The organism is Mycobacterium sp. (assembly GCF_036490025.1).
In the GTDB taxonomy this organism is placed as follows: Bacteria; Actinomycetota; Actinomycetes; order Mycobacteriales; family Mycobacteriaceae; genus Mycobacterium.
In genome coordinates this window covers 1-19712 of record NZ_DASXEP010000016.1, presented here as the reverse complement: position 1 = coordinate 19712, position 19712 = coordinate 1, and the positions used below count along the sequence as shown (strand labels likewise).

The following is a 19712-nucleotide window of genomic DNA, read 5'->3' as shown; positions in this document are numbered from 1 at the left end:
GCCAGCGCGATAACAGCAGGTACTGCACCACGGGCCAGCGCAGAAATCGTTAATGACATTCTGTCAATTATCCCGGCGCAGATAGCCACCCGACCACGCTCGGGACGAGAGATGCCTTACACGAGAGACTCTGGTGTGACGTGCGACACCGCGGTTACCGGTTAATGCTGGCCTTTGGTGTCCTTCGCCGACTTCTGCACTTTCTCACCTGTCTCAGTGGACTCCCTGAGTTCCTTCTTCGTCTTGGCGGCCTCATCGGCCAACTCTCCGATGGATTCGTCGCCTTCTTCAGCGCGCATGGTTACCTCCTGGGCCCCGGCTACCCGACATCGGCCAGGCTGAACCATGACGGCACCTGGCAGTAGTTCGCATTACCATCTACATTCAAGCCGTACTAAAGACAAAGCTGGGCGGCAAGGCCCAAAGCCATTGCCGCCCAGCTGAGTTACGTCTATCGCGCCGACTTCTCGCGAGCCTCGGCAGCCTTCTCCGCAGCGCGTGCGGAGGCGGCGTCAGCCTCTTTCTTCGCCACGTCGCGCGCGGCCTGGGCCTTCTCCTGCTGTGCGCGGCCTTCTTGGCGGAGACCGTCGCGGTTGGTGACGATCCCGATGATCTCTTTGGCCTTGCCCTTGACGTCCTCGACGATGCCCTTGATGGCTTCTTCGGGTCCGCTGCTCACGGGTGCTCCTTTCGGTTGGGGAGAGTGAACCCATACCCAGCTCCGTCAGGATCCCAACGTGTTGTGACGCCGAGCCAGTCGAGTAGGCGTGTGATGCTGATCACGGTGCGGCGGACGGATTTTGCACGGACTCCATCGTCGCTGCGTGACCGGCCAGTCACGGTTCGTCGGCACGGTCAGTGTTTGACAGCCAAGATGAGCGAAGCGATGGCGAATGCCAGGAAAACCCCCGGGGCAGCGATGTTATGAAACACCCGAGCGCGCACGTGGAAGGCGATGGCGCCGATGAAGAACAAGACCAAACAGGCTGCCGCCAGTTCGCCGATCAGCGGCACACCGAGCAGACCAAAAAGGAGGCCGACGGCCCCGGCTGCCTTGAACGCGCCGAGCAGCGGCAGCCAGCTCGGCGCAACCCGAACCTCCGCGGAATTCGCGAGCACCGAGTCGGTTCGCAGGAAATCGGTTACGGCGACTCCGGCGTTGGCGAGAATCGTCACGATCGTGACGATGATGTAGGCGATGAACATGGATCGGCTCTCGAATCGTGTCGCAGGCGTGGACGCGGTTGCGCCTCGTCTACATGACGATTCAGGCCGCCCCAACGTCAGGTCGATCGCGACTCGCAGCGCCGCCATCACACATCGGGTCCGTCATTCGTCAGTACCTGTAGAAGGCGTTATCACTTGCGGAAGGAGCAGCGTTGTGTGGTGATCGCGGTACCAGCGCTCCTCACGTCGACCGAGAACTGCTGATGAGCGTCTGCTACCGGCTCGTCGGCGCGTTATCGGAGGCCGAGGACGCGGTCCAGGAGGCGTACGCCCGCTGGTACGCCCTACCCGACGACGCGCGGGACGAGATCAGCTCGCCGACGGCGTGGCTGGTGACCACCGCCAGTCGGATCTGCCTTGACATCCTGGCCTCGGCGAGAGTTGCCAGAGCCGCTTACGTGGGCGAGTGGTTGCCTGAGCCTATTTCAGACGCCGCGCAGTGGACCACCCTGAGCCCATCGAAAATGCACACCGACCCCGCCGACCGGCTGACGCTCGACGAATCGGTGAGCATGGCGCTGCTGGTCGTATTCGAAAAGATGACCCCCGCAGAGCGGGTGGCCTTCGTCTTGCACGATGTCTTCGGTTATCCCTACAAAGAGATCGGCGACATCGTCGGACGCTCCCCGCAGGCCTGCCGGCAGCTCGCGGCCTCGGCACGGCGCCGTGTGCGTGAGGCGCGGCCTCGGCCGCAGTCGGCGCCAGAGCAGGCCCGCGTCGTATCGGCGTTCAAGGCGGCGTGGGAGACCGGCGAACTCGAAACCCTTATCCAACTGCTCGATCCGGACTCCACCTGCATCACCGACGGCGGCGGCCTCGTGAGTGCGGCCATCGAACCCATCCGTGGTCCCCTGGCCATCGCGACCCTCCTGCTCGACGTCCTGCGCCGAGTGCCCCACCTCCAATTGACCGTGACCAACGTGAACGGCCAGTACGGGCTCGTCGTCCGCTCCCGCGGACGTACCCTGACCGTCGTCGCCGTCGCGGTGAATCAGGGCCGCATCCACAATCTCTGGGCGCTGCGTAACCCGCACAAGCTGCGCGCCTGGCAATAAGGTTGACGCCCTAGGGTTTGATCCTGATCTTGCCCGGCGACCACCAGCCGAAATGCGTTGCGCTGCCTAGGTCCAGCTCTGCGGGCGGCGCGTCGACCAGGGTGTCGAACTTGCGCAGTGAGCCCCAGTCGCGGGCCCAGTCGCGGGACAGGTAGGTGGCCATCACGTGCGCGCGCAGCAGCAGGTCGGTGATCCCCAGCAGGCCACCGTTGACGCCGTCCTCCCAGGTGTCGGTGTCCATCTTCTTGGCCAGGTAGTCCGGCGTGATGCGGAACTTCGGGATGTCGGTGACGCCGTTGGAGTGCAGCATCGGCTGCTGACACGGGAACGCCAGTCCGACCGCCCAGTCCAGCAGCACCGGCTCCGTCGAACCGACGTACTCTTGCACCGAGCGCAATTCGGGCACCCGTGGCGGAGTGAGCGCGAGCCAGTCCTCGGGTGTCAGCGACAAGTCTTCGGCCACCACGCGGACGGCGACGGCGTCCGCGGGGATATCGGACCGGGGGTAGCGCAGGTTGCGCCATGCCTTCGGCTGCTCGCCGTACAGGTCGTCGGGCACCAGCCGGCCGGCCGGCACCACGTCACCGTTCGGGCCGGCATTCCCGAACTCCAGCACCACGGTCTGCCCGTCGGTGTGGCCGTGCAGCACGCTGTTGCCGGCGATCTTGCCCGCGGCGGTCACCACCACCAGCGGATGCCCGTTGTCTGCGGGTGGCAGCCGATACCACGCCGAGGCCAGCTTGCTCTGCTGCTGCGCCGCGGTGGTGTAGCTGCCGAGTACCGGAACTCGTTGCGGGTCAAGGCCATACGGCAGCGGAACGGTCGAGCCGTTGACGCCGGGTGTCTTGAGTTTGGTCGGCGCGTCCCAATCGTAGTCGGTGCCGGGCTGGTTCGGGTGCATCACCACTGCTTCGGCGACGGTGTGAGCCGGTATTCCATTGGGCGCGAAGCCAACCGGGTTGCTGCCACCCAACGGTCCCAGCACGCCGTACTCTCCGGGCAACGCCGGCATGAAGCCCGCGTTGGTGTCGGGTTCGACGAGGACGTCGTCGGCCAGCCCGCAGCCGCCGGCGAAGGCGCGGATGTTGGACCAGCCGTTGGAGTAGGTGGGGTACTGCCGGACGATGCCGATCACCATCGACGCGACGAACACCAGCGCCATGAAGCCCGCTGCGATCGGGATCGGCGCCGCGGTCAGTGCGCGCGCCAGTCGTCCTTCGCCGTGGTCGCGGGAAGCAAAGTGCAGCCAGACCGCGTACAGCGCCGTCAACGCGAACAGTGCGAAAAAGATTGTGCTGACGCTGATTCCGCCGAGTTTGGGCATCGCGGCATTGAACGGCGCGCCGTAGCTGGACACATACCACCAGCCGTTCGTGGTGGCGAAGCACAGCGCCAGCAGGAACATCAGCGCGGCCAGGAATGCCATCCGGTTGCGTGACCAGCGCAGCACCGCCGGCGACACCAGGACCGTGGTCAACGCTGCCATCGCCGCGCCCACCGCGGCGAACAACCCGAAGTGGTGCACCCACTTGGTCGGGGTGAACATCAGGAAGAACATCGTGCCGAAGATGACACCCATCAGCCGCCAGGCCGGGCCGCGGGCCACACCCGGAATTCGCTTGCGCCGCAACATGATGAACACCGCGCTGAACAGGCACAGCGCAGTGATGAAAAAGCCGAACCGGCGCGACAGCGAGCCGTCGACGGTGGGCAGAAAAATGTAGTAATACCGCAGATTCTCGGTGTACCAGGCCTGGCTCGGGCCGATCGCGGTGCGAATCCTGGTGGCTTCCAACACCGTTGCCAGCGTCTGGTCGGCGAACACCACCGTCAGGATCACCGTGCCGGCGGCCAGCATCGGCGCCACCAACGGCCAGGTGCCGACCACACGATGCCGTCGCACCAAAATCCGCAGGATCGGACGACCACCGGCCACCAGGGCGGCCACCGCGATCAGCCCGGTCGGCTGAACGCCCAGGGTGAACGCCGCGGTCACCACCGCCAGCGCCGCGGGCGTCATCCGGCTGTAGCGCATGGACCGCTCGATCAGCACGTAGGTGATCAGCGAGCCGACCGCGATAATCGGCTCGGGCCGCAAACCGTTGTCGAACGGCATCCACGCTGTCAGCAGCACCAGGCCCGCGGCCCAGTTCGCGGGCTTGCTCTTGGTCACCGCGGGCCCCAACCGCGGCAGCACCTCACGCGACAACAGCAGCCAACACACCAGCCCGGCGACCAAGTCCGGCAACCGCATCCACAGACTCGAGTCGCTGACGTGGGTCATCAGCGCCAGCAGGTTGTAGTACCAGCCGAACGGGTCCTCCGGGCTGCCGAACCAGCGGAAGTAGTTGGACATGTAGCCGGCCCGGTCGGCGACGCGGGCCATGCCCAGGATGTAGCCGTCGTCCGACGAGTTCGCCCCGATCACCCACCAGAGCACGAACCCGAAGGTGATTGTCGCGTCGGCGAGGGTGAACGTCCGCCAATTCGCCGGGATGAGCCGGCGCATCCGGTGGTTGTCCAGCTGGTCCAGGCGCCACAGCGCGATCAGCGCGACGATCGTCGCCAGGATCGCGCCCACTATTGCGAAGAGCTTCAATGTGGTTGGGGTGGTGGAGAACCGGGTGTCGATGGTCGCCGACATCTTCAGTCCCGGCGGGGCCGGCCCGGTCAGATCGGTGAACACCCCGACGATCTGCGGGCGCAGGTTGGGGTCGGGGTAGCCGCTGCGCAGCGGACGGCCGCCTGGATCCTTGAGCCCGACGAAGGTGGCGTACGTGCCGCCCAGTGTGGAGGTGATGTCGATGCTGGAACAGCCGGGGGCACCTGCGGCTCCCGCCACCTGGTCGCGCGGCACGGACAGGATCACCACGTTGCGGTCGGTGACGTCCACCCGCTGCTTGTTGACGACGACGAACAGCGCGTCGAGGTTGGCGTCCTTGCCTTTTCGCGGCGCGGTGCCCAGCACCACCCCGCCTGCCGGCGGCATGTCCCGTACCACCTCACACGGCACGGTGGCGTGGAAGTCGACCGGCGTCAAGGAAATCAGCGGCGCCGTCACGCTTTTCAGTTGACCCTGCTGCGGCCAGTTCAAATCGGCCGTGGTCTGCACGACCGGCAGCAGCGGCGTGGCCACCGACAGCACGAATCCGATCAACCCGGCGATAGTGGCCACCCAGCGCGTCGCCTTCACCTTGTCGCGTGCGCTGGCGGTCTGCGGGTGCGCGGTCTGTGTGCTCACGGGAGTGCTCGAATCGGTCCTTGTCGGCTCCAGCCGTACACGGTGGCGACGCCCTGCTGGATGGCGGCGGTCGGGGCGACGTCATCGGGAAGCCACCGGTGGTACTGCTCCACCTGCCCCCAGTCCCGATACCAGTCGCCGTTCAGGTAGGTCGGAATGGTCGACGTCCACATCAGCGCCTGGGTGAACAGGAACGGACCGCCCGACTTCGACGCCTGCCACAGGTTCGACGACGCGGAGGTCTGCTTGTGGTCGGGCTGGATGCGGTACTCGGGAAGCTCGGCCACGCCGAGGTGCTCGGAAAACGGTCGCTGGCAAGGGAAATTCGCGGCCGTCGCGATGTCCATCAACACCGGCCGGTGCGGGCCGACCAGTTGCTGCAGGGTCTGGGTCACCGGCACCCGCGGCGGGGTGAAGGCGAACCACTGGTCCTCGCTCAAGTTGGGGTCGTAAGCGATGACGCGGGCGACGTTGGCCTGCGGTGGCGCCCACGCCAACGGGAATCGCAGGTTGCGCCAGGCCGGCTGGGGTCCGATGTCGATGGGCTGGGCCTGTCCGAGCGGCACGGTGCTGCCGTCGGGTCGGGTCTGGCCCCACTCCAGCTTGAGCGACTGGCCGTACATGAAGTCACCGTCCTCTTTGTACGACCAGATGGCTCCCGCGGCGGCGACCACCACCAGCGGGCGGTCCGGGGTGCGGGGCGGCATCTGGTACCACGCCGAGGCGGCGGTGGCGGCCCGGGTGTTCTCGCCGTAGCTGCCGATCACCGGGGTGCGCGCCGGGTCGAGACCGAACGGAAGGGCGGCCTGCGAGCCGTTGACTCCCGTCGGGCCCTTGCCGCCCGCGGTGCCGGCAGAGTCCGTGATCGAGGCGTTGGGCTTGTTCGGTGACGCGTCGGAGTTCACCACGCCCGGCTTGGTCACCACCGGGTCGGACTGCAGGTCGTCGCCGACTCCCTGCGGGGTGAAGCCGACCGGGTTGATTCCGCCGAGCGGGCCGGCCGGACCGAAGTTCTGGCCTGGAACCGGTTGCAGCAGACCGGCATTGGGGTCCGGTTCGGCCAGCACGTCGTCGGCCATCGCGCAGCTTCGCGGGGATGTCCCCGCAAGAGCTGTAGTGATCGCGGCGAAGTCGGCTTTACCGGTGGTATACAGCGGGTAGCGCAGCACGGCGCCCTTGGCCAGCGACGCGACTTCGCCGAAGACCATGATCACCGCGACGACCAGCAGTGGCGTGGAGGCCAGCACCCGGTTGCGCCGGCTGTCTTTCACCTCGGTTTGCCCGGCGTAGTCCATCCGGAAGTGCTGCCAGGCGCCGAGCAGTCCCGTCGCGATCGACAGCGCCAAGAACATCGACGTGACGGGATGGCTGGCGATGACGGGCTGGATGTCGAACCACGGGACGCCGTAGTTGTTGACGTAGAACCAGCCGTTGATGCCCGAGGTCGCAATCGCCAACACGAACAGCAGCGCGGTCACGTACAGCGTCAGGTTGCGCCGATTGTGCAAACCGATCCGGGCCAACGCGAACGCGGTGACCGCACCGAGTGCGCCGGCCAGTCCGGCGAATGCGCCGAACTGAATCGCCCACTTCGTCGGTGTGAAATGCAGCAGCAGCAGGCCGATCGCGGTGGTGCCGATCAACCGCCACGCCGGGCCGCTGGCCAGCCCGGGCACTCTGCCGCGCCGCAGCAGCACGACCAGCATTCCGAACAGGCACAACAGCATGATCAGGACGGCGAATCGCCGCGTCATCGATCCTTCGGCGTTGTTCTCCACGGTGAGGAAGTAGTAGCGCAGGAACTCCTGGTACCAGGAGATCGTCGGACCGACCTTGTATTTGATCCGCGCCGACTCGGCGACGGTGGCCAGCGTCTGCGAGCGGAACACCACGATGGTTATCAGCGACAGCGACCCGGCCAGCACCGCCAATGGCGCCAGCAGCCCGTCGGCGGGCCGGCGCCGCACGATGATCTGCGCGATCGCCCGCGCGCCGGTCAGCAGCGCGGCGATCGCGATCAGGCCCTGCGGCGCCAGCGTCGCGGTCAACATGGCCACGATGATCGCCACCGCCGCCGGCACCAGCCGGCGGGTCGCGATCGAGGTCTCCACCAGCACCCAGGTGACGATCACGCCCAGGGCGATCAGCGGCTCGGGCCGCAGGCCGTTGTTGAACGGCAGCCAGGCCGCCAGGAACACCGCACCCGCGGTCCACACCGCCACCCGGTTACCGGCCAGCCCGCCCCGGCCGGGGCCCAGCCGCCGCAGCACGTAGCGGCTGATGATCAGCCAGCAGCCGATCCCGGCCAGGGTGGCGGGCAGCCGCATCCACACTCCCGCGGTGCTCACCGACGACAGCTGGGCCAGCACCGCTTGATACCAGTCGAAGGGCGCCTCGGTGGTGCCGAAGTAGCGGTAGTAGTTGGTCACGTAGCCGGCCTGCCCGGAGACCCGGGCGATGGTCAGGTTGTAGCCGTCGTCGGACGAGGTCGCGCCGATGACATGCCAGAGCAGCAGGGTGGAGATCACCCCGGCATCGGCCAGCGAGGTCGCGATGCCGGCCTGGAACAAATGCCGCCAGTTGCGCGGTGCCCGTCGTCCCGACCGCCGGTCGAGGACGGCCAGCGCAACGATCGAGGCCAGCACGGCCAGACCGCCGAACGCCATCACCGCCCGTTTCAGCATGGTCGGGGCGACGATGAACCGGGTGTCGACGTCGATGCGCGCCGACAACCCGGGCTGTGCGGGCACCGCCAGGTCGGTGAAAAGCCCGCCGACCGCGGGCTTTTTCTCCGGCGCCAGCGTGCCGGTGGCGCCGGGGATCCCGACGAAGTCCGCGCCGGCGCCGGCCGCGTTCGCCCAGATGTGCAGCGCAGTGCAGGTGCCAGTGGCAACCGCGGAGCGCGGCGCGACCGTGGCGACCGAGTCGCGGAATGCGACGACGACGGTGTCTTTGTTGGCGCGGACGAACAACCCGTTTTTGCCGGTTTCAAACCCGTTGACCGGCAGCGTCGACACCACCAGACCGCCACCGGTGGGCAGCGTGGCGATCGCGCTGCAGGGAATCGAGATGTCCAGCGCCCGTGGCGCTCCGGATACCAACGGCGCGGTGACGTCGGTGATGTGCCCGTCGGCGTTGACTCCCTGCGGCCACAGAATCGTGGCGGTCGTCTGTTTGACCGGAAGCAGCGGAACCACCGCGCACAGCAGCGCACCGAGGATCCCCGCGACGATGGCGACCAGCCGTGCGAGCCGATACGTCGATCGCTCGCTGTGGTCTGGGGGCACGAGGGACGATGGTAGGCGACTTAGCCACCGGCACTGGGCAGGGTCAGCCAATCAAAAATAAGTGTGCCCGCGATCCAAATCGAATTCATATGAAACCGGCCGATGACGCCGCAGGTCAATGCTGCGCACAACCCGGTTTGACCCGCCCGACGAGCCCCAACGCGCTCTTGGCACGCGTTCGACTGCTCAGCCCAAACATGGTTTAGTGGGTCAGCGGTGGTGAATGTAACGGAGATGGAAACGAGCACCACCGGCCAGTGGCGCGAGTTGTGGAGTTCCCCGTATTTGCGGACTTCGGCTGTCATCGCCGGGGGCGTGGTGCTTTACAGCACCAACGAGTTCCTGACGATCAGCATGCTGCCGAGCACGATCAACGAGATCGGCGGCGAGCGGATCTACGCATGGGTGACAACTCTGTACCTCGTCGGGTCGGTGGTAGCCGCAGCGACCGTCAATACCCTGCTGCACCGCATCGGCGCCAGCGTCTCCTACCTGATGGGTTTCGCGGTGTTGAGCGTCGGCAGCCTGGTCTGCGCGGCCGCCCCCAACATGGAGATCCTGCTGGTGGGCCGCTTCTTGCAGGGGCTGGCCGGAGGTCTGCTCTGCGGTCTGAGCTTCGCGGTGATCAATGCCGCGCTGCCGCGCTCGCTCTGGAGTCGCGGTTCGGCCATGGCGGCCTCGACGTGGGGCATCGGTGCGCTGCTCGGGCCGGCGCTGGGCGGTCTTTTCGCGCAATTCGGCGCGTGGCGGTGGGCGTTCGGCCTACTGGCGATGCTGAGCGTGGCGATGGCCGGGCTGGCGCCGGGCTTACTGACCGTGGACGGCTCTGAGCAGGCCTCGCATCGCGATGCGGCCCGCATTCCGGTGCCATCGGTCGTGCTGCTGGGTGCGTCGGCGCTGGCGGTCAGCGTGGCGTCGCTGCCGCACAACACCGTCGCAACCGCCGGCCTGCTGATCGTCGGCGGGCTGCTGATCGCGGCGTTCCTGGTCGTCGATCGACGGATGGACACCGCGGTCCTGCCCGCCAGTGTCTACGGCTTCGGACCGCTGAAGTGGGTCTACCTGACCTTGGGTCTGCTGGTTGCCGCGACCAAGGTGGATCTGTACGTGCCGTTGTTCGGTCAGCGGCTGGCTCACCTGGGGCCGATCGTTGCCGGCCTGCTGGGCGCCGCCTTGTCACTGGGCTGGACGGTCAGCGGCCTGGGTAGTGGCTCATTGAACAAGGCGCGCTCGATCGTGGCCGTGGTGGTCGGGGCACCGCTGGTGATGGCGGTCGGTTTGGTGCTGGCCGGAGCCACCCACGTGCAAGGCGCGACGGCCGGTGTCGTCATCTTGTGCGCGCTGGGCCTGCTGGCCGTCGGGGTCGGCATCGGCGCTGCCTGGCCGCACTTGTCGGCGTGGGCGATGTGCGATGTCGACGATCCCGCCGAGGGTGGGGCCGCCGCGACCGCCATCAACTCGGTGCAGCTGGTTTTCGGCGCGTTCGGCGCCGGCCTGGCCGGGGTTGTGGTGAACCTCGCCGACGGCGGCGGGGTGGCCGCGGCCCGATGGGCGTTCGCCGTGTTCGCCCTGCTTGCGCTGAGCGCCTGCGTCACCGCCTTCCGCGCGGGGCGCCGGCAGATCGCGTTCTAAGCCGTACTGACCAGGTCCCGCTGCGCCGAGATCGACGGCAGCGCGGGAAAGTGCGAGAGGGCAGCACGCCGGCGACGATCTGGGTGGAATCAGGAACGACGTAGCGGCGCCGGGCTCCACAGGCCGCTGCGGGTAGCGAAACCAAGGTCGAGCCGCGCGGGCTGTTCACTGGGGTAGTACGGCGTCAACTGCTGCAGCGCACCCCAGTCGCGCGACCAGTCGTCGGCCAGGTAGGTCGACACCGTGTTCGCACGTACCAGCAGCTCGGTGACCCCCAGCGGTCCGCCGCCGTTCTTGTCCATCACCGGCGAGTTGGCCTCGGCGCCGAAGCGGTCGGGCAGAATCCGCCATTTCGGCACTTCGTCCACCCCGTTTTGATGGCCGAACGGCCGCTGACACGGAAAAGCCAGGCCCACCAGCCAATCCAACAGCACCGGGTCCGACGAGCCGACCACGTCCTGCAGCGTGCGCAGCCGCGGGATGCGCGGCGGGGTGACCGCGATCCAATGCTGCGGCGCCAAGTCCTCGTCGCTGACAACCACCCGGACCTGGGTGGCCTCCGGCGGCAATGCGGACAGCGGCGCCCGCAGATTGCGCCATGCCGGCGCCGCGCCGACGTCGGCGAGTCCCGTCGAGCCGCCAGGCTTGTTGTCGGCGGCCTGCTTGTCGGTGGCCCACTGAATCTGGACCTCGCCGTAGTCGAATCGGCCCGCGGCCGACACCACCAGCAGCGGCCCGGCCTTGCTGCGCGTGCTCTTTTCGGGCAGCCGGTACCAGGCCGACCGCAGCCGGGCCGGCACCTGGATGCCGGACCGCCAGCTGCCCAGCACCGGGGTGCGCGCCGGGTCCAAGTTGTAGGGCAACCGCGCCCGCGAGCCGTTGATGCCCGGCGCGGCCGTGGTGCCGCCTTCGGTGCCTGCTTCGCTGTTGGTGACGTTCTCGTCGTCGCTGACGAAGCTACGGTCGCCGGGGCGCTCCATCACCGGGTCGGCGGACACCGTGGACGGGATGCCGTTGGGATCGAAACCCTCGGAGAAGCCGTCGGCCAGTGCGTCTTTCGCGGATGCCCCGACCGGGGACAGCATGCCGGCGTTGGGATCCTGCTCGACGAGGACGTCGGTGGCCAGCCCGCAGGTCTTGCCGGTCAGCGCCTGCAGGTTGGAACGGCCCACCGACCAGGCCGGGTATTGGTCGGTCATGCCCAGGGTCAGCGACAGCACCTGGAAGAAAACCAATGCCCACGCGGCAATACCCAACGGGGACCGGATGATTCGCGCCAACCGCGACTCGCTGGGCGGCGCGTCGTCGTCGGTGCTTCTGACGAAGTGCAACCAGGCGGCCAGCAGCAGCACCAGCACAGTCAGGCCGAGCAGGCCGGTGGTGACCCCGAAGTGCCACTGCGGGAACGCATTTGACCACGGCACGCCGAAATTGGAGACGTACCACCAGCCGTTGACGCTGGCGAACGACAGCGCGACGACGAACAGCACCACCGCGGCGAACAGCGTCCGGTTGCGTCGCGAGCGCATGGCCGCCGCGGTCGCCGCGACGGCGGCCAACGCGCCCAGCGCGCCGGCCAGCCCGGCGAACACCCCGAAGTGGTGCGTCCACTTGGTGGGCGTGAACATCATCGCGATGAACGAGATGATCGTGATCCCGATGATGCGACGGCTCGGCCCGGCGGCGGTGCCCGGAATTCGGCCCTTGCGCAACGTCATTGCCACCGACACGGCGAGTGCGACCACCAGCGCCAACAGGGCGAACCGCCGGGCTATCGACCCGTCGGGGCTTGCCATGAACAGCCGCTCGTAGCGGATGTGCTCGTCGAACCAGCTCAGGCTGGGCCCCAGCGCACGTTTGAGCGTGGTCGCCTGCAATTCCCCGGCCAGGGTCTGGTCGCGGAAGATCAGGATCACGGTGACGGTGGCCGCGGCGACGATGGGCGCCAGCAGTGGCAGCACACCGAACTGCCGCGAGCGGCGGTGAATGATGGTGCGCAGCGGGCCGATCGCCACCAGCAGTGCGCCGATCGAGGCAATACCGGTCGGCCCGGAGAACAAGGTCAGCGCGCCGATGATGCAGGCCGCCGCCACCGGCAACAGCCGGCTGGTGGCCACCGCGCGCTCCACCGAACACCAGGTCAGCAGGATGCCCACCGCGATGATCGGCTCCGGTCGCAGGCCGTTGTCCAGCGGCAGCCACACCGCCAAAAACGTGCCCGCCGCGGTCCAGGCCGCCGCCCGGCTGGTCTTGACGGCGTGACCCAGCCGCGGGATGACTTCCCGGCTGATCAGCCACCAGCAGGCCAGCGCCATCAGCAGGGTGGGCAACCGCATCCAGATGCTCGCGGTGCTGACATGAGCCCACAGCGCCAGCAGGTCGTAGTACCAGCCGAACGGCGCCTCGGGAGTCCCCAGCCAGCGGTAGTAGTTGGCCATGTAGCCGGCGTGCTCGGACACCCGGGCCATGGTCAGGATGTAGCCGTCGTCGGCGGTGTTGGCTCCGACGAAATGCCACCACACCAACACCAGCGCGACGAGGCCGTCCAGCCCGGACAGCGACCACCAGCGCGGCGGCAGGAAGCGGCGATGCCGGGTGCCGTCGGCGGTGTCCAAAAGATGAAGCGCCACTAACGCTATCGCCGTCAGTGCCACCCCGAGCGCCATCGCGGCCATCTTCAGCGGGGTCGGCGAGCTGCTGTAGCGGGTGTCGACGGTGGCGGAGAACGTCAGCCCCGGTGGAGCCGGTCCGCTCAGATCGGTGAATACGCCGACGATCTGCGGCCGGAAGTCGTATCCGCTGCGCTCGCCGCGCAACGCCGCGCCGGGATGCTCGGCGTTGGGACCCTGTTTGAGCCCGACGAACTCGCCGATGACCCGGTCGGCGTGTGCGGTGAAGACCAGTTTTTGGCAGGAGTCGCTGAGCACCTGGCTCAGCGGCGCGACGACCAGCGGGACGTTGCGCACGACGAGCACCAGGTCGTCGTTGGCGCGCTCGATCAGCAGACCGCGGTCCACGGCCTTGGGTGCCTGCTTGGGCACCGTGGACAACAGCACCGTCTTGCCGGCGTCGCCGGGTCCGCCCAGGCCGGCGGCGGCCTGACACGGAATGCTGATGTTGAGGTCGGTCGCGACGTAGCCGATCAGCGGGGCCTCGACGCTGCCGAGCACGCCGTTCTGCGGCCAGTTCAGTTGCGCGGTGGTCTGTTTGACCGGCAGCAGCGGCGTCGAGATCGCCAGTAGAGCGCCGAGCAGACCCGCGACGACGGCGACGGCCCGGGCGGCTCGGTAGTTTTTGCCTGCGCCGCCGCTCACGGAGGTAGATGGTAGTGGCCCCGCATGTGCCGTTTCGGTCGCCATCAGGGTTTGCGGATGGCCAACACGAACGGGCCGATCGTGGTGACGGTGAACCGTGGGTCGGCGAACACGGCGGCGTTCAGTTCCACGGTGTAGCGGCGCACGTTGGGCTGGTTGGGATAGACGTCTTCGGCCAGCCGCAGCGTATAGGTGCTTCCCAAATTAGAAGGAGAAGCGCCCGCCGAGCCCCCGTGGCGCATCAGGAAGACCGTCGGCGGTGCCCACGGCAGCGTGTCCAGCGCGTGGATGAACGGATCGGCGGCCTTGAGCTTGGACCAGCTCTTGATCGCGGCCGAGCGCTTGTCGAACTGCGCAAGCGGGTTGGCGTAGTGCGATGTCAGCCCTTGAAAGCCGAAGTACGGGTAGTAGGACAGAAAGCTGTAGTCGGCGGTCAACACCACGGTCTGGTCGTGCGGCTTGCCGGTCGCCCGGGTGATCGCGGTGTCGATCGCCGCGTAGTACTTCTCGGAGCCGGGTGGACGGCGGTCGCCGCGCTGGCCGTGGCCGTCGGTGTCGGTGTAGGCGATGGTGAGGTCGGGGCGCAGCACGTCGGGGATGTCCTGGCTGAAGGCGATCGCCGCGGCCAGCCCGAGCGATGCCGCTACCGGTAGCACGACGCGTCCCCAGGCATGGTCACGCCCGCGCGCGGCCAACGCCTGGGTGCCCTCGACGAAGCCGAAGACGCCCGCCGCGGTGAGCAACACCGTCAGGGTGGGCTGCAGGCGGAAGGACAGCAGGGTGATGCGGCCCAGCGTCGCGAGCATCGACAGCAGCGACCACAGGTAGACGGCGAGCACGCCGACCGCCAGGCCGGCCGCCCGCACCGATGAGCGGGCCCGCACGATCAGCCACAGCGTCCCGAGCAGGCACAGCGCGCCGAGCAGAGTGAACTTCAGCATCGGAAAGGTCAGCTCGGCGCCGTCTGCCGGCAGGTAGTGATACGCGCTGCCGGTGTTGCTGACCGGACCGTGCGCCGCCCGTAACAAATAGGGCAGCCAGGTCGTGGCCCCGATCGCGGCGGTGATGGCGCCGATGACGGCCAGCCGCAGCAGCGGATCCAGCGCGGCCTTGAGCCCAAGCTGCCGGCGAGATGCCGCCAACGCCAACGCCATCAGCAGCACGGTGAAGACGCCGTAGGCCAGCAACAGGGTGTAGCAGGTCGCCGTGACGCCCAGGAATATCCCCGCGCCGATCACCGCGGCCCAGCCGCCCGATCGGGGTCCTGCGCGCAGTCCCGACCAGGTCAGGATCAGCACCGGCGGCAGCAGCACGGTGATCATCGCCGAGTACGGCTCCGGGGAGCTGTAGGCCAGCGTGACCGCGGCGGTGGCGGCGGTGACGATCACCGCGTACTCGAACCGGATCATCCGCCACCACAACACCAGCGCCACGGCGATCGCGATCGTGATCGACGTGATCGCCCACGGCTTGAACGTCTCCCAGCCCGGTGTGCCGGTCAGCGCCGCGATGCGCCCGCCGACCCAAAACCAGCCCGGCGGGTAGAACGGCGGCAGTCCGGCATAGGTCATGTCCTGCAGGGCCGAGCTGTCGGTGAGCCTGGTCAGGTATTCGGTGCGAAATTGCTGGTCGACGGAGATGCCGAACAGGTAGAGCTTGGTCGCACCCAGCGGCATTCCCAGCGTCACCACCGAGAACGCGGAGACGAAACCCAGCGCCAGCAGCCGAGCCAGCGCCCGTCGGCCGCGCCGCCAAACCCAACCGGCGCAGAGCATTCCGAGGATGCAGCCGACCTGGCCGACCGTTGTCAGCGCGTGTAATTGATTCGACGACGGGAAGGCGGGCCACTGGACTCGGCCGATCGCGGTCAGCGAGATCACCGAGACCGCCGCGGCGATCGTCACCGCGATCGCCATGTGGCCGACGGTGGCCAGCGCGTTGCGCATCTAGATGGGCAGCTTGCGGAAGATCGGCCGCGGGATGTGCCGCAGCACCATCATCACGTAGCGGAAAGTGCCTGGCGCCCAGACGAGTTCCTTGCCCTTGGCCGCCGAGGTGACCGCCAGCTCGGCGACGGCCTCCTTGTCGACGGTGAATGGGGCCTCCTTGGCGCCGGTCGATTTCCAGTGCTCGATCGTCGTGGTGGTGCGCACCTGGCCGGGCCGGATCACGAGAACGCGAACACCGCTGGGCCGCAACGCCTCTCCGAGGCCGAGGTAGAAGCCGTCCAGCCCGGCCTTGGTCGACCCGTAGACGAAGTTCGACCGGCGCACCCGCTCGCCGGCCGCCGAACTCATCGCGATGATCTGGCCGAAACCCTGGGCGCGCATCTTCTCGCCGACCAGCACGCCGACGGAAACCGCTGCGGTGTAATTGATCTGGGCGATCTGCACCGCCTTGTGCTGGTTCTGCCACAGCTCCTCGGCGTTGCCGAGCAGGCCGAATGCGACGATGGCAACGTCGACATCGCCGCCGGCGAAAGCCGCATCGATCACCTTGGGATGGCTGTCGGTGTCGACGCCGTCGAAGTCGATCCACTCGACCGACTTCGCGCCCGCCGCCTTCAGTTGCGCGACGGCCTTGTCTTTCCCCGGGTGGTTGGGCAGATCGGCCAGCACGATCCGGGCATGGGCGTTGCGCAGGTAGCGCTCGCAGATCGCCAACCCGATCTCGGACGTGCCGCCCAGCAGCAGGATCGTCTGCGGATTTCCTACGGCGTCAAGCACCATCTAGAGCAGCTCCAAACGTCGGGCCATGTCGGAGACGAAGACTCCGGTCGGATCGACCTTGCGGCGCACCGCAATCCACTCGTCGATGCGGGGATACATGGCGTGGAAGTTGTCGGCACTGACTCGGGAGTCCTTGGCGGTGTACACGCGTCCGCCGAATTGCATTACCCGGTCGTCGAGTTCGTTGAGAAACTCGTTGATGCCGGGCTTGTTCGGGAAGTCCATCGCGACGTTCCATCCGGTCATCGGAAAGCTCAGCGGGGCCTTGTTGCCGGGGCCGAAGAGCTTGAACACGTTGAGGAACGAGTAGTGGCCCTGCGTTTGAATCCAGCGGATGATGCCCTTGAACTCCTCCATCGCATTTGGCGGCACCAAGAACTGGTGCTGCGCGAAACCCGCAGGGCCATAGGAATATTGCCATCCGGTCGTCAAGTCGAGCATGTGGTAGAACTGCGTCAGGTTGACGATCTTGTTCTGGTAGTTCCCGCTCATCCGGTAGAAGGCCTCGCCGACCATGCTCATTGTCAGCTTGTTCATCACGCCGATCGGGAAGACGTTGGGCACCGCCGGCAACTGTGGCGCAGTGAACTGCAGCGGGTTCTTGGCGAGCTTGGGCGGCAGCTGGTCCAGCTTGGCCAGGCTGCCGCGGCTGACCGCGGCCCGGCCGAGTTTCGGTGGCGGGCTGATCAGGTCGAACCACGCGCTGGAGTAGGTGTAGTGGTCCTCGCTGCCGTCGAGGTGCACAGCGACCGTCTCGTCGAGGTCGTTGGTGGCAACCCCGTCGGCGATGAAGTACGCCGTCTCGGTCGGCGTCATCGCGATGGTGGCCCGCAGCATGATGCCGGTCAGCCCGTTGCCGCCGACGGTGGCCCAGAACAGCTCGGCGTCCTCGCCGTCGGGAGTGAGGTGGCGAATCTGCCCGTCGGCCGTCAACAGTTCCATCGAGACGACGTGGTTGCCGAAGCTGCCCGCGCTGTGGTGGTTCTTGCCGTGGATGTCGCAGGCGATCGCGCCGCCGACGGTGACCTGGCGGGTGCCCGGCAGTACCGGAACCCACAGCCCGAACGGCAGCGCGGCCTTCATCAGCTGATCGAGGCTGACCCCGGTGTCGACGTCGGCCAGGCGGGTGGCGGAGTCGATCGAGTGGATCCGGTTCAGCGGCGTCATGTCGATGACCAGGCCGCCGCCGTTTTGCGCATTGTCGCCGTAGGAGCGGCCGAGTCCCCGGGCGATCACGCCCCGGCCGCCGGCGTCGGCGACCTGGCCGACCGCCTTGGCGATCAGCTCAGGGTCCGGTGTGGACAGCACGTCCGCCACCGACGGCGCGGTCCGGCCAAAGCCCGTGAGCCGGGTTTTGGTGGTCGGAATGTCACTGCTCAACATCGTCAAAGAGGGTACCGCCTGATCGGGGTTGCTCAGCGCAGCCGGAAGATCACCGAGCGCTGCACGATGAAGTTGATCACCGTGGCGGTGCCCTGCGCGATCACGAAAGCGGCCGGTACCCGCCACGGCTCATTGGCGAACTGCAGGTAGAAGACGTAGTTGATGCCGACCTGAACGCAGTAGGTGAGCCCGTAGAGCACGCACACGGCGATGAACCGGGCCTTGCTGGGCGGTGCCTCAAATGTCCACCGCCGGTTGATCAGGTAGGCGGTGGTGGTGCCGGCGACGAAGCTGATTGATTTGGCGACGTTGACCTGCAGGCCGACCCGCAGCAGCAACACGTACAACCCGAAGTCGACGACGGCCGACAGCCCGCCGGTGACGATGAAACGCCACGCCTGCGTCTTGAGCGGCAGCTGGGCGTTCGCCGCGATCTCGGCCATCGGCGGAAAGTCTACGGCGGCCTACGAGGGGTACTTCAGGTCCAGCAGCTTGACCTTGTTCTCACCTTGGGGCGTCGTGTAGGTGATCGTGTCGCCGGCTTTTCGTCCGACGAGCGCCAGCCCCAATGGGCTACCGGCCGTCAATGCCTCGGCCTCGCCGCCGAGGGCTGTCTCTTCGATCACCGAGATCACCTGCATTTTGACGACCGCGCCGTCGGAGAACTTCAGCTTGACTTCGGTGCCGAAGGGCAGCGTCCCGGCGCCGTTCGTCGTCGCGGGTCCGGCGTGTAGCAGGCGGTCGAGTTCGGCAAGCCGCTCGTCGAGGCCGACCAATTCGTCGGCGCGCTGGATGGCGTCGGCGGCGTCGGCGTGGTCGCTCACCGCGCCGCGGTCGCTTCTGACCTCGGCCTCCAGCCGATCGCGTCGTTCCCGGATCCGGTCCAGCTCAGCGCTGATGCGCTCGCGCGCTTCATCTGAAAGCCCTGGGGGCTTGACTTTTTTGCTCACTTGCCGACCTGTCTTCCCCCGGAGCGGCGGTTGCCATCGTGAAGTGCCTTGGCTGTGTTGCCCTTAGCCCGATTATTCATGCGTTCGGTGCGGGTTGTACGACGTTTCGCACGACAGCTCGACGCGCCCCGGGCAGGGTCTTGCCTACGGCCAGTCGCGCACCCGATTCAAATCGATACGCTAAGTAAATGTGTGAGACGGCTGAGAGAATCTGGGCTTTCGCTCAGCTGAGACACGCCGCGTTTGTGTGCGCGTCTTACTTCACCAGAGGCTTGCTGAGGGTACGGCGATCGTACGCCCGCAGTGCATCTCGGCACGTTCACTTTACCGGTCAAGTTTGCTGCGCAACCGAAGTCAGAAATTCCTTAAAATGATCTTGTTTTTAATTGTCCGTATCCCGAACTGGGGTGCACCTAACGGTTACCTTAGGCGCAGCTGAGGGCATTAGAGGCTCCAGGCATCCCGGGTGGGAAGGCAAGTCATGTCCGGAAAGCAAAGCAAGCACTCGACGAAGAGGAACCGGTCGGCCAGGGCGAAGGCTCGTGGTCGCGCGATTGGCCTCGGCGGCGGGGCGGGGGCGTTTTTGGCGTTCGGGCTGAGCCCGCTGGCCAGCGCACCACCGGCGCATGCCGATGGGCTGGACGCGATCCTTGATCCCATCATCAACTCCATCCTGAACTCGGTCACCGATTCGGTGGTGGGTCTGGATGCGCTGTTGGGCATCGATCCGACCACGGCTCTGGATTCGATAGCGGGTCTGGATGCGCTGTTCGGCATCGATCCGACCACGGGTCTGGATCTGGCCACGCCCGCCACTGACGCGGCGGCGGCTGTTCCCTCCGGCTGGGAGACGTTGTGGACGGAGTTCACCAACCCCAGCAGTCTGAGTGATGT

At 67.1% G+C, this 19712-nt stretch carries 14 protein-coding genes; 3 read left to right on the top strand and 11 right to left on the bottom strand.

The window, feature by feature from the left end; genetic code table 11:
• Positions 1-161 precede the first annotated feature (161 nt).
• The 3 genes from VGG53_RS01590 to VGG53_RS01580 all read right to left on the bottom strand — a co-directional run bounded on the left by VGG53_RS01590 (position 162) and on the right by VGG53_RS01580 (position 1206).
• Entirely contained in the window at positions 162-299 is a 138-nt protein-coding gene (locus VGG53_RS01590) for a hypothetical protein (protein ID WP_331516213.1), read from the bottom strand.
• Positions 300-451: 152 nt separating this feature from the next.
• Positions 452-679 (bottom strand): CsbD family protein, encoded by a 228-nt coding sequence (locus VGG53_RS01585; protein ID WP_331516211.1) that lies wholly within the window; start codon positions 677-679, stop codon positions 452-454.
• A 176-nt stretch (positions 680-855) separates the two neighbouring features.
• Positions 856-1206: a DoxX family protein gene (locus VGG53_RS01580; protein ID WP_331516210.1), complete on the bottom strand. Its 351-nt coding sequence runs from the start codon at positions 1204-1206 to the stop codon at positions 856-858.
• 173 nt (positions 1207-1379) lie between these two features.
• Between VGG53_RS01580 and sigJ the strand changes: the two genes are divergently transcribed.
• On the top strand, positions 1380-2282 hold the full coding sequence (sigJ, locus tag VGG53_RS01575; protein WP_331516209.1) for an RNA polymerase sigma factor SigJ: 903 nt from the start codon (positions 1380-1382) through the stop codon (positions 2280-2282).
• 10 nt (positions 2283-2292) lie between these two features.
• Here the strand turns inward: sigJ and embB are convergent, their stop codons facing one another.
• Both embB and VGG53_RS01565 read right to left on the bottom strand, forming a co-directional pair.
• A complete protein-coding gene (embB, locus tag VGG53_RS01570) occupies positions 2293-5523 on the bottom strand; it encodes an arabinosyltransferase EmbB (RefSeq protein ID WP_331516207.1) in 3231 nt (1076 codons plus the stop codon).
• The gene (locus VGG53_RS01565) at positions 5520-8810 is read right to left on the bottom strand and encodes an arabinosyltransferase domain-containing protein (RefSeq protein WP_331516206.1); all 3291 of its coding nucleotides are present in this window, start codon (positions 8808-8810) and stop codon (positions 5520-5522) included. The genes embB and VGG53_RS01565 overlap by 4 nt, the downstream gene beginning before the upstream one ends.
• 234 nt (positions 8811-9044) lie before the next feature.
• On the opposite strand from VGG53_RS01565, the gene VGG53_RS01560 reads away from it, so the two are divergent.
• Positions 9045-10442 (top strand): MFS transporter, encoded by a 1398-nt coding sequence (locus tag VGG53_RS01560; RefSeq protein WP_331516205.1) that lies wholly within the window; start codon positions 9045-9047, stop codon positions 10440-10442.
• Between the two features lie 89 nt (positions 10443-10531).
• On the opposite strand, the gene VGG53_RS01555 is transcribed toward VGG53_RS01560, so the two are convergent.
• From VGG53_RS01555 to VGG53_RS01530, 6 genes are read right to left on the bottom strand one after another with little or no spacing between them, the layout of a single operon-like run.
• Positions 10532-13801 (bottom strand): arabinosyltransferase domain-containing protein, encoded by a 3270-nt coding sequence (locus VGG53_RS01555; RefSeq protein ID WP_331516203.1) that lies wholly within the window; start codon positions 13799-13801, stop codon positions 10532-10534.
• Positions 13801-15702, bottom strand: a complete 1902-nt coding sequence (locus tag VGG53_RS01550) for a galactan 5-O-arabinofuranosyltransferase (RefSeq protein WP_331516202.1) — start codon at positions 15700-15702, stop codon at positions 13801-13803. The genes VGG53_RS01555 and VGG53_RS01550 overlap by 1 nt, the downstream gene beginning before the upstream one ends.
• Positions 15703-16485, bottom strand: a complete 783-nt coding sequence (locus VGG53_RS01545; protein WP_331516201.1) for a decaprenylphospho-beta-D-erythro-pentofuranosid-2-ulose 2-reductase — start codon at positions 16483-16485, stop codon at positions 15703-15705.
• Positions 16486-17868, bottom strand: a complete 1383-nt coding sequence (locus VGG53_RS01540; RefSeq protein ID WP_331516200.1) for an FAD-binding oxidoreductase — start codon at positions 17866-17868, stop codon at positions 16486-16488.
• A gap of 32 nt (positions 17869-17900) precedes the next feature.
• On the bottom strand, positions 17901-18311 hold the full coding sequence (locus tag VGG53_RS01535; RefSeq protein ID WP_331516199.1) for a GtrA family protein: 411 nt from the start codon (positions 18309-18311) through the stop codon (positions 17901-17903).
• A 21-nt stretch (positions 18312-18332) separates the two neighbouring features.
• Positions 18333-18818: a GreA/GreB family elongation factor gene (locus tag VGG53_RS01530; RefSeq protein ID WP_331516197.1), complete on the bottom strand. Its 486-nt coding sequence runs from the start codon at positions 18816-18818 to the stop codon at positions 18333-18335.
• Positions 18819-19299: 481 nt separating this feature from the next.
• On the opposite strand from VGG53_RS01530, the gene VGG53_RS01525 reads away from it, so the two are divergent.
• A partial coding sequence (locus VGG53_RS01525; RefSeq protein WP_331516196.1) for a hypothetical protein occupies positions 19300-19712 on the top strand: 413 nt, incomplete at its 3' end.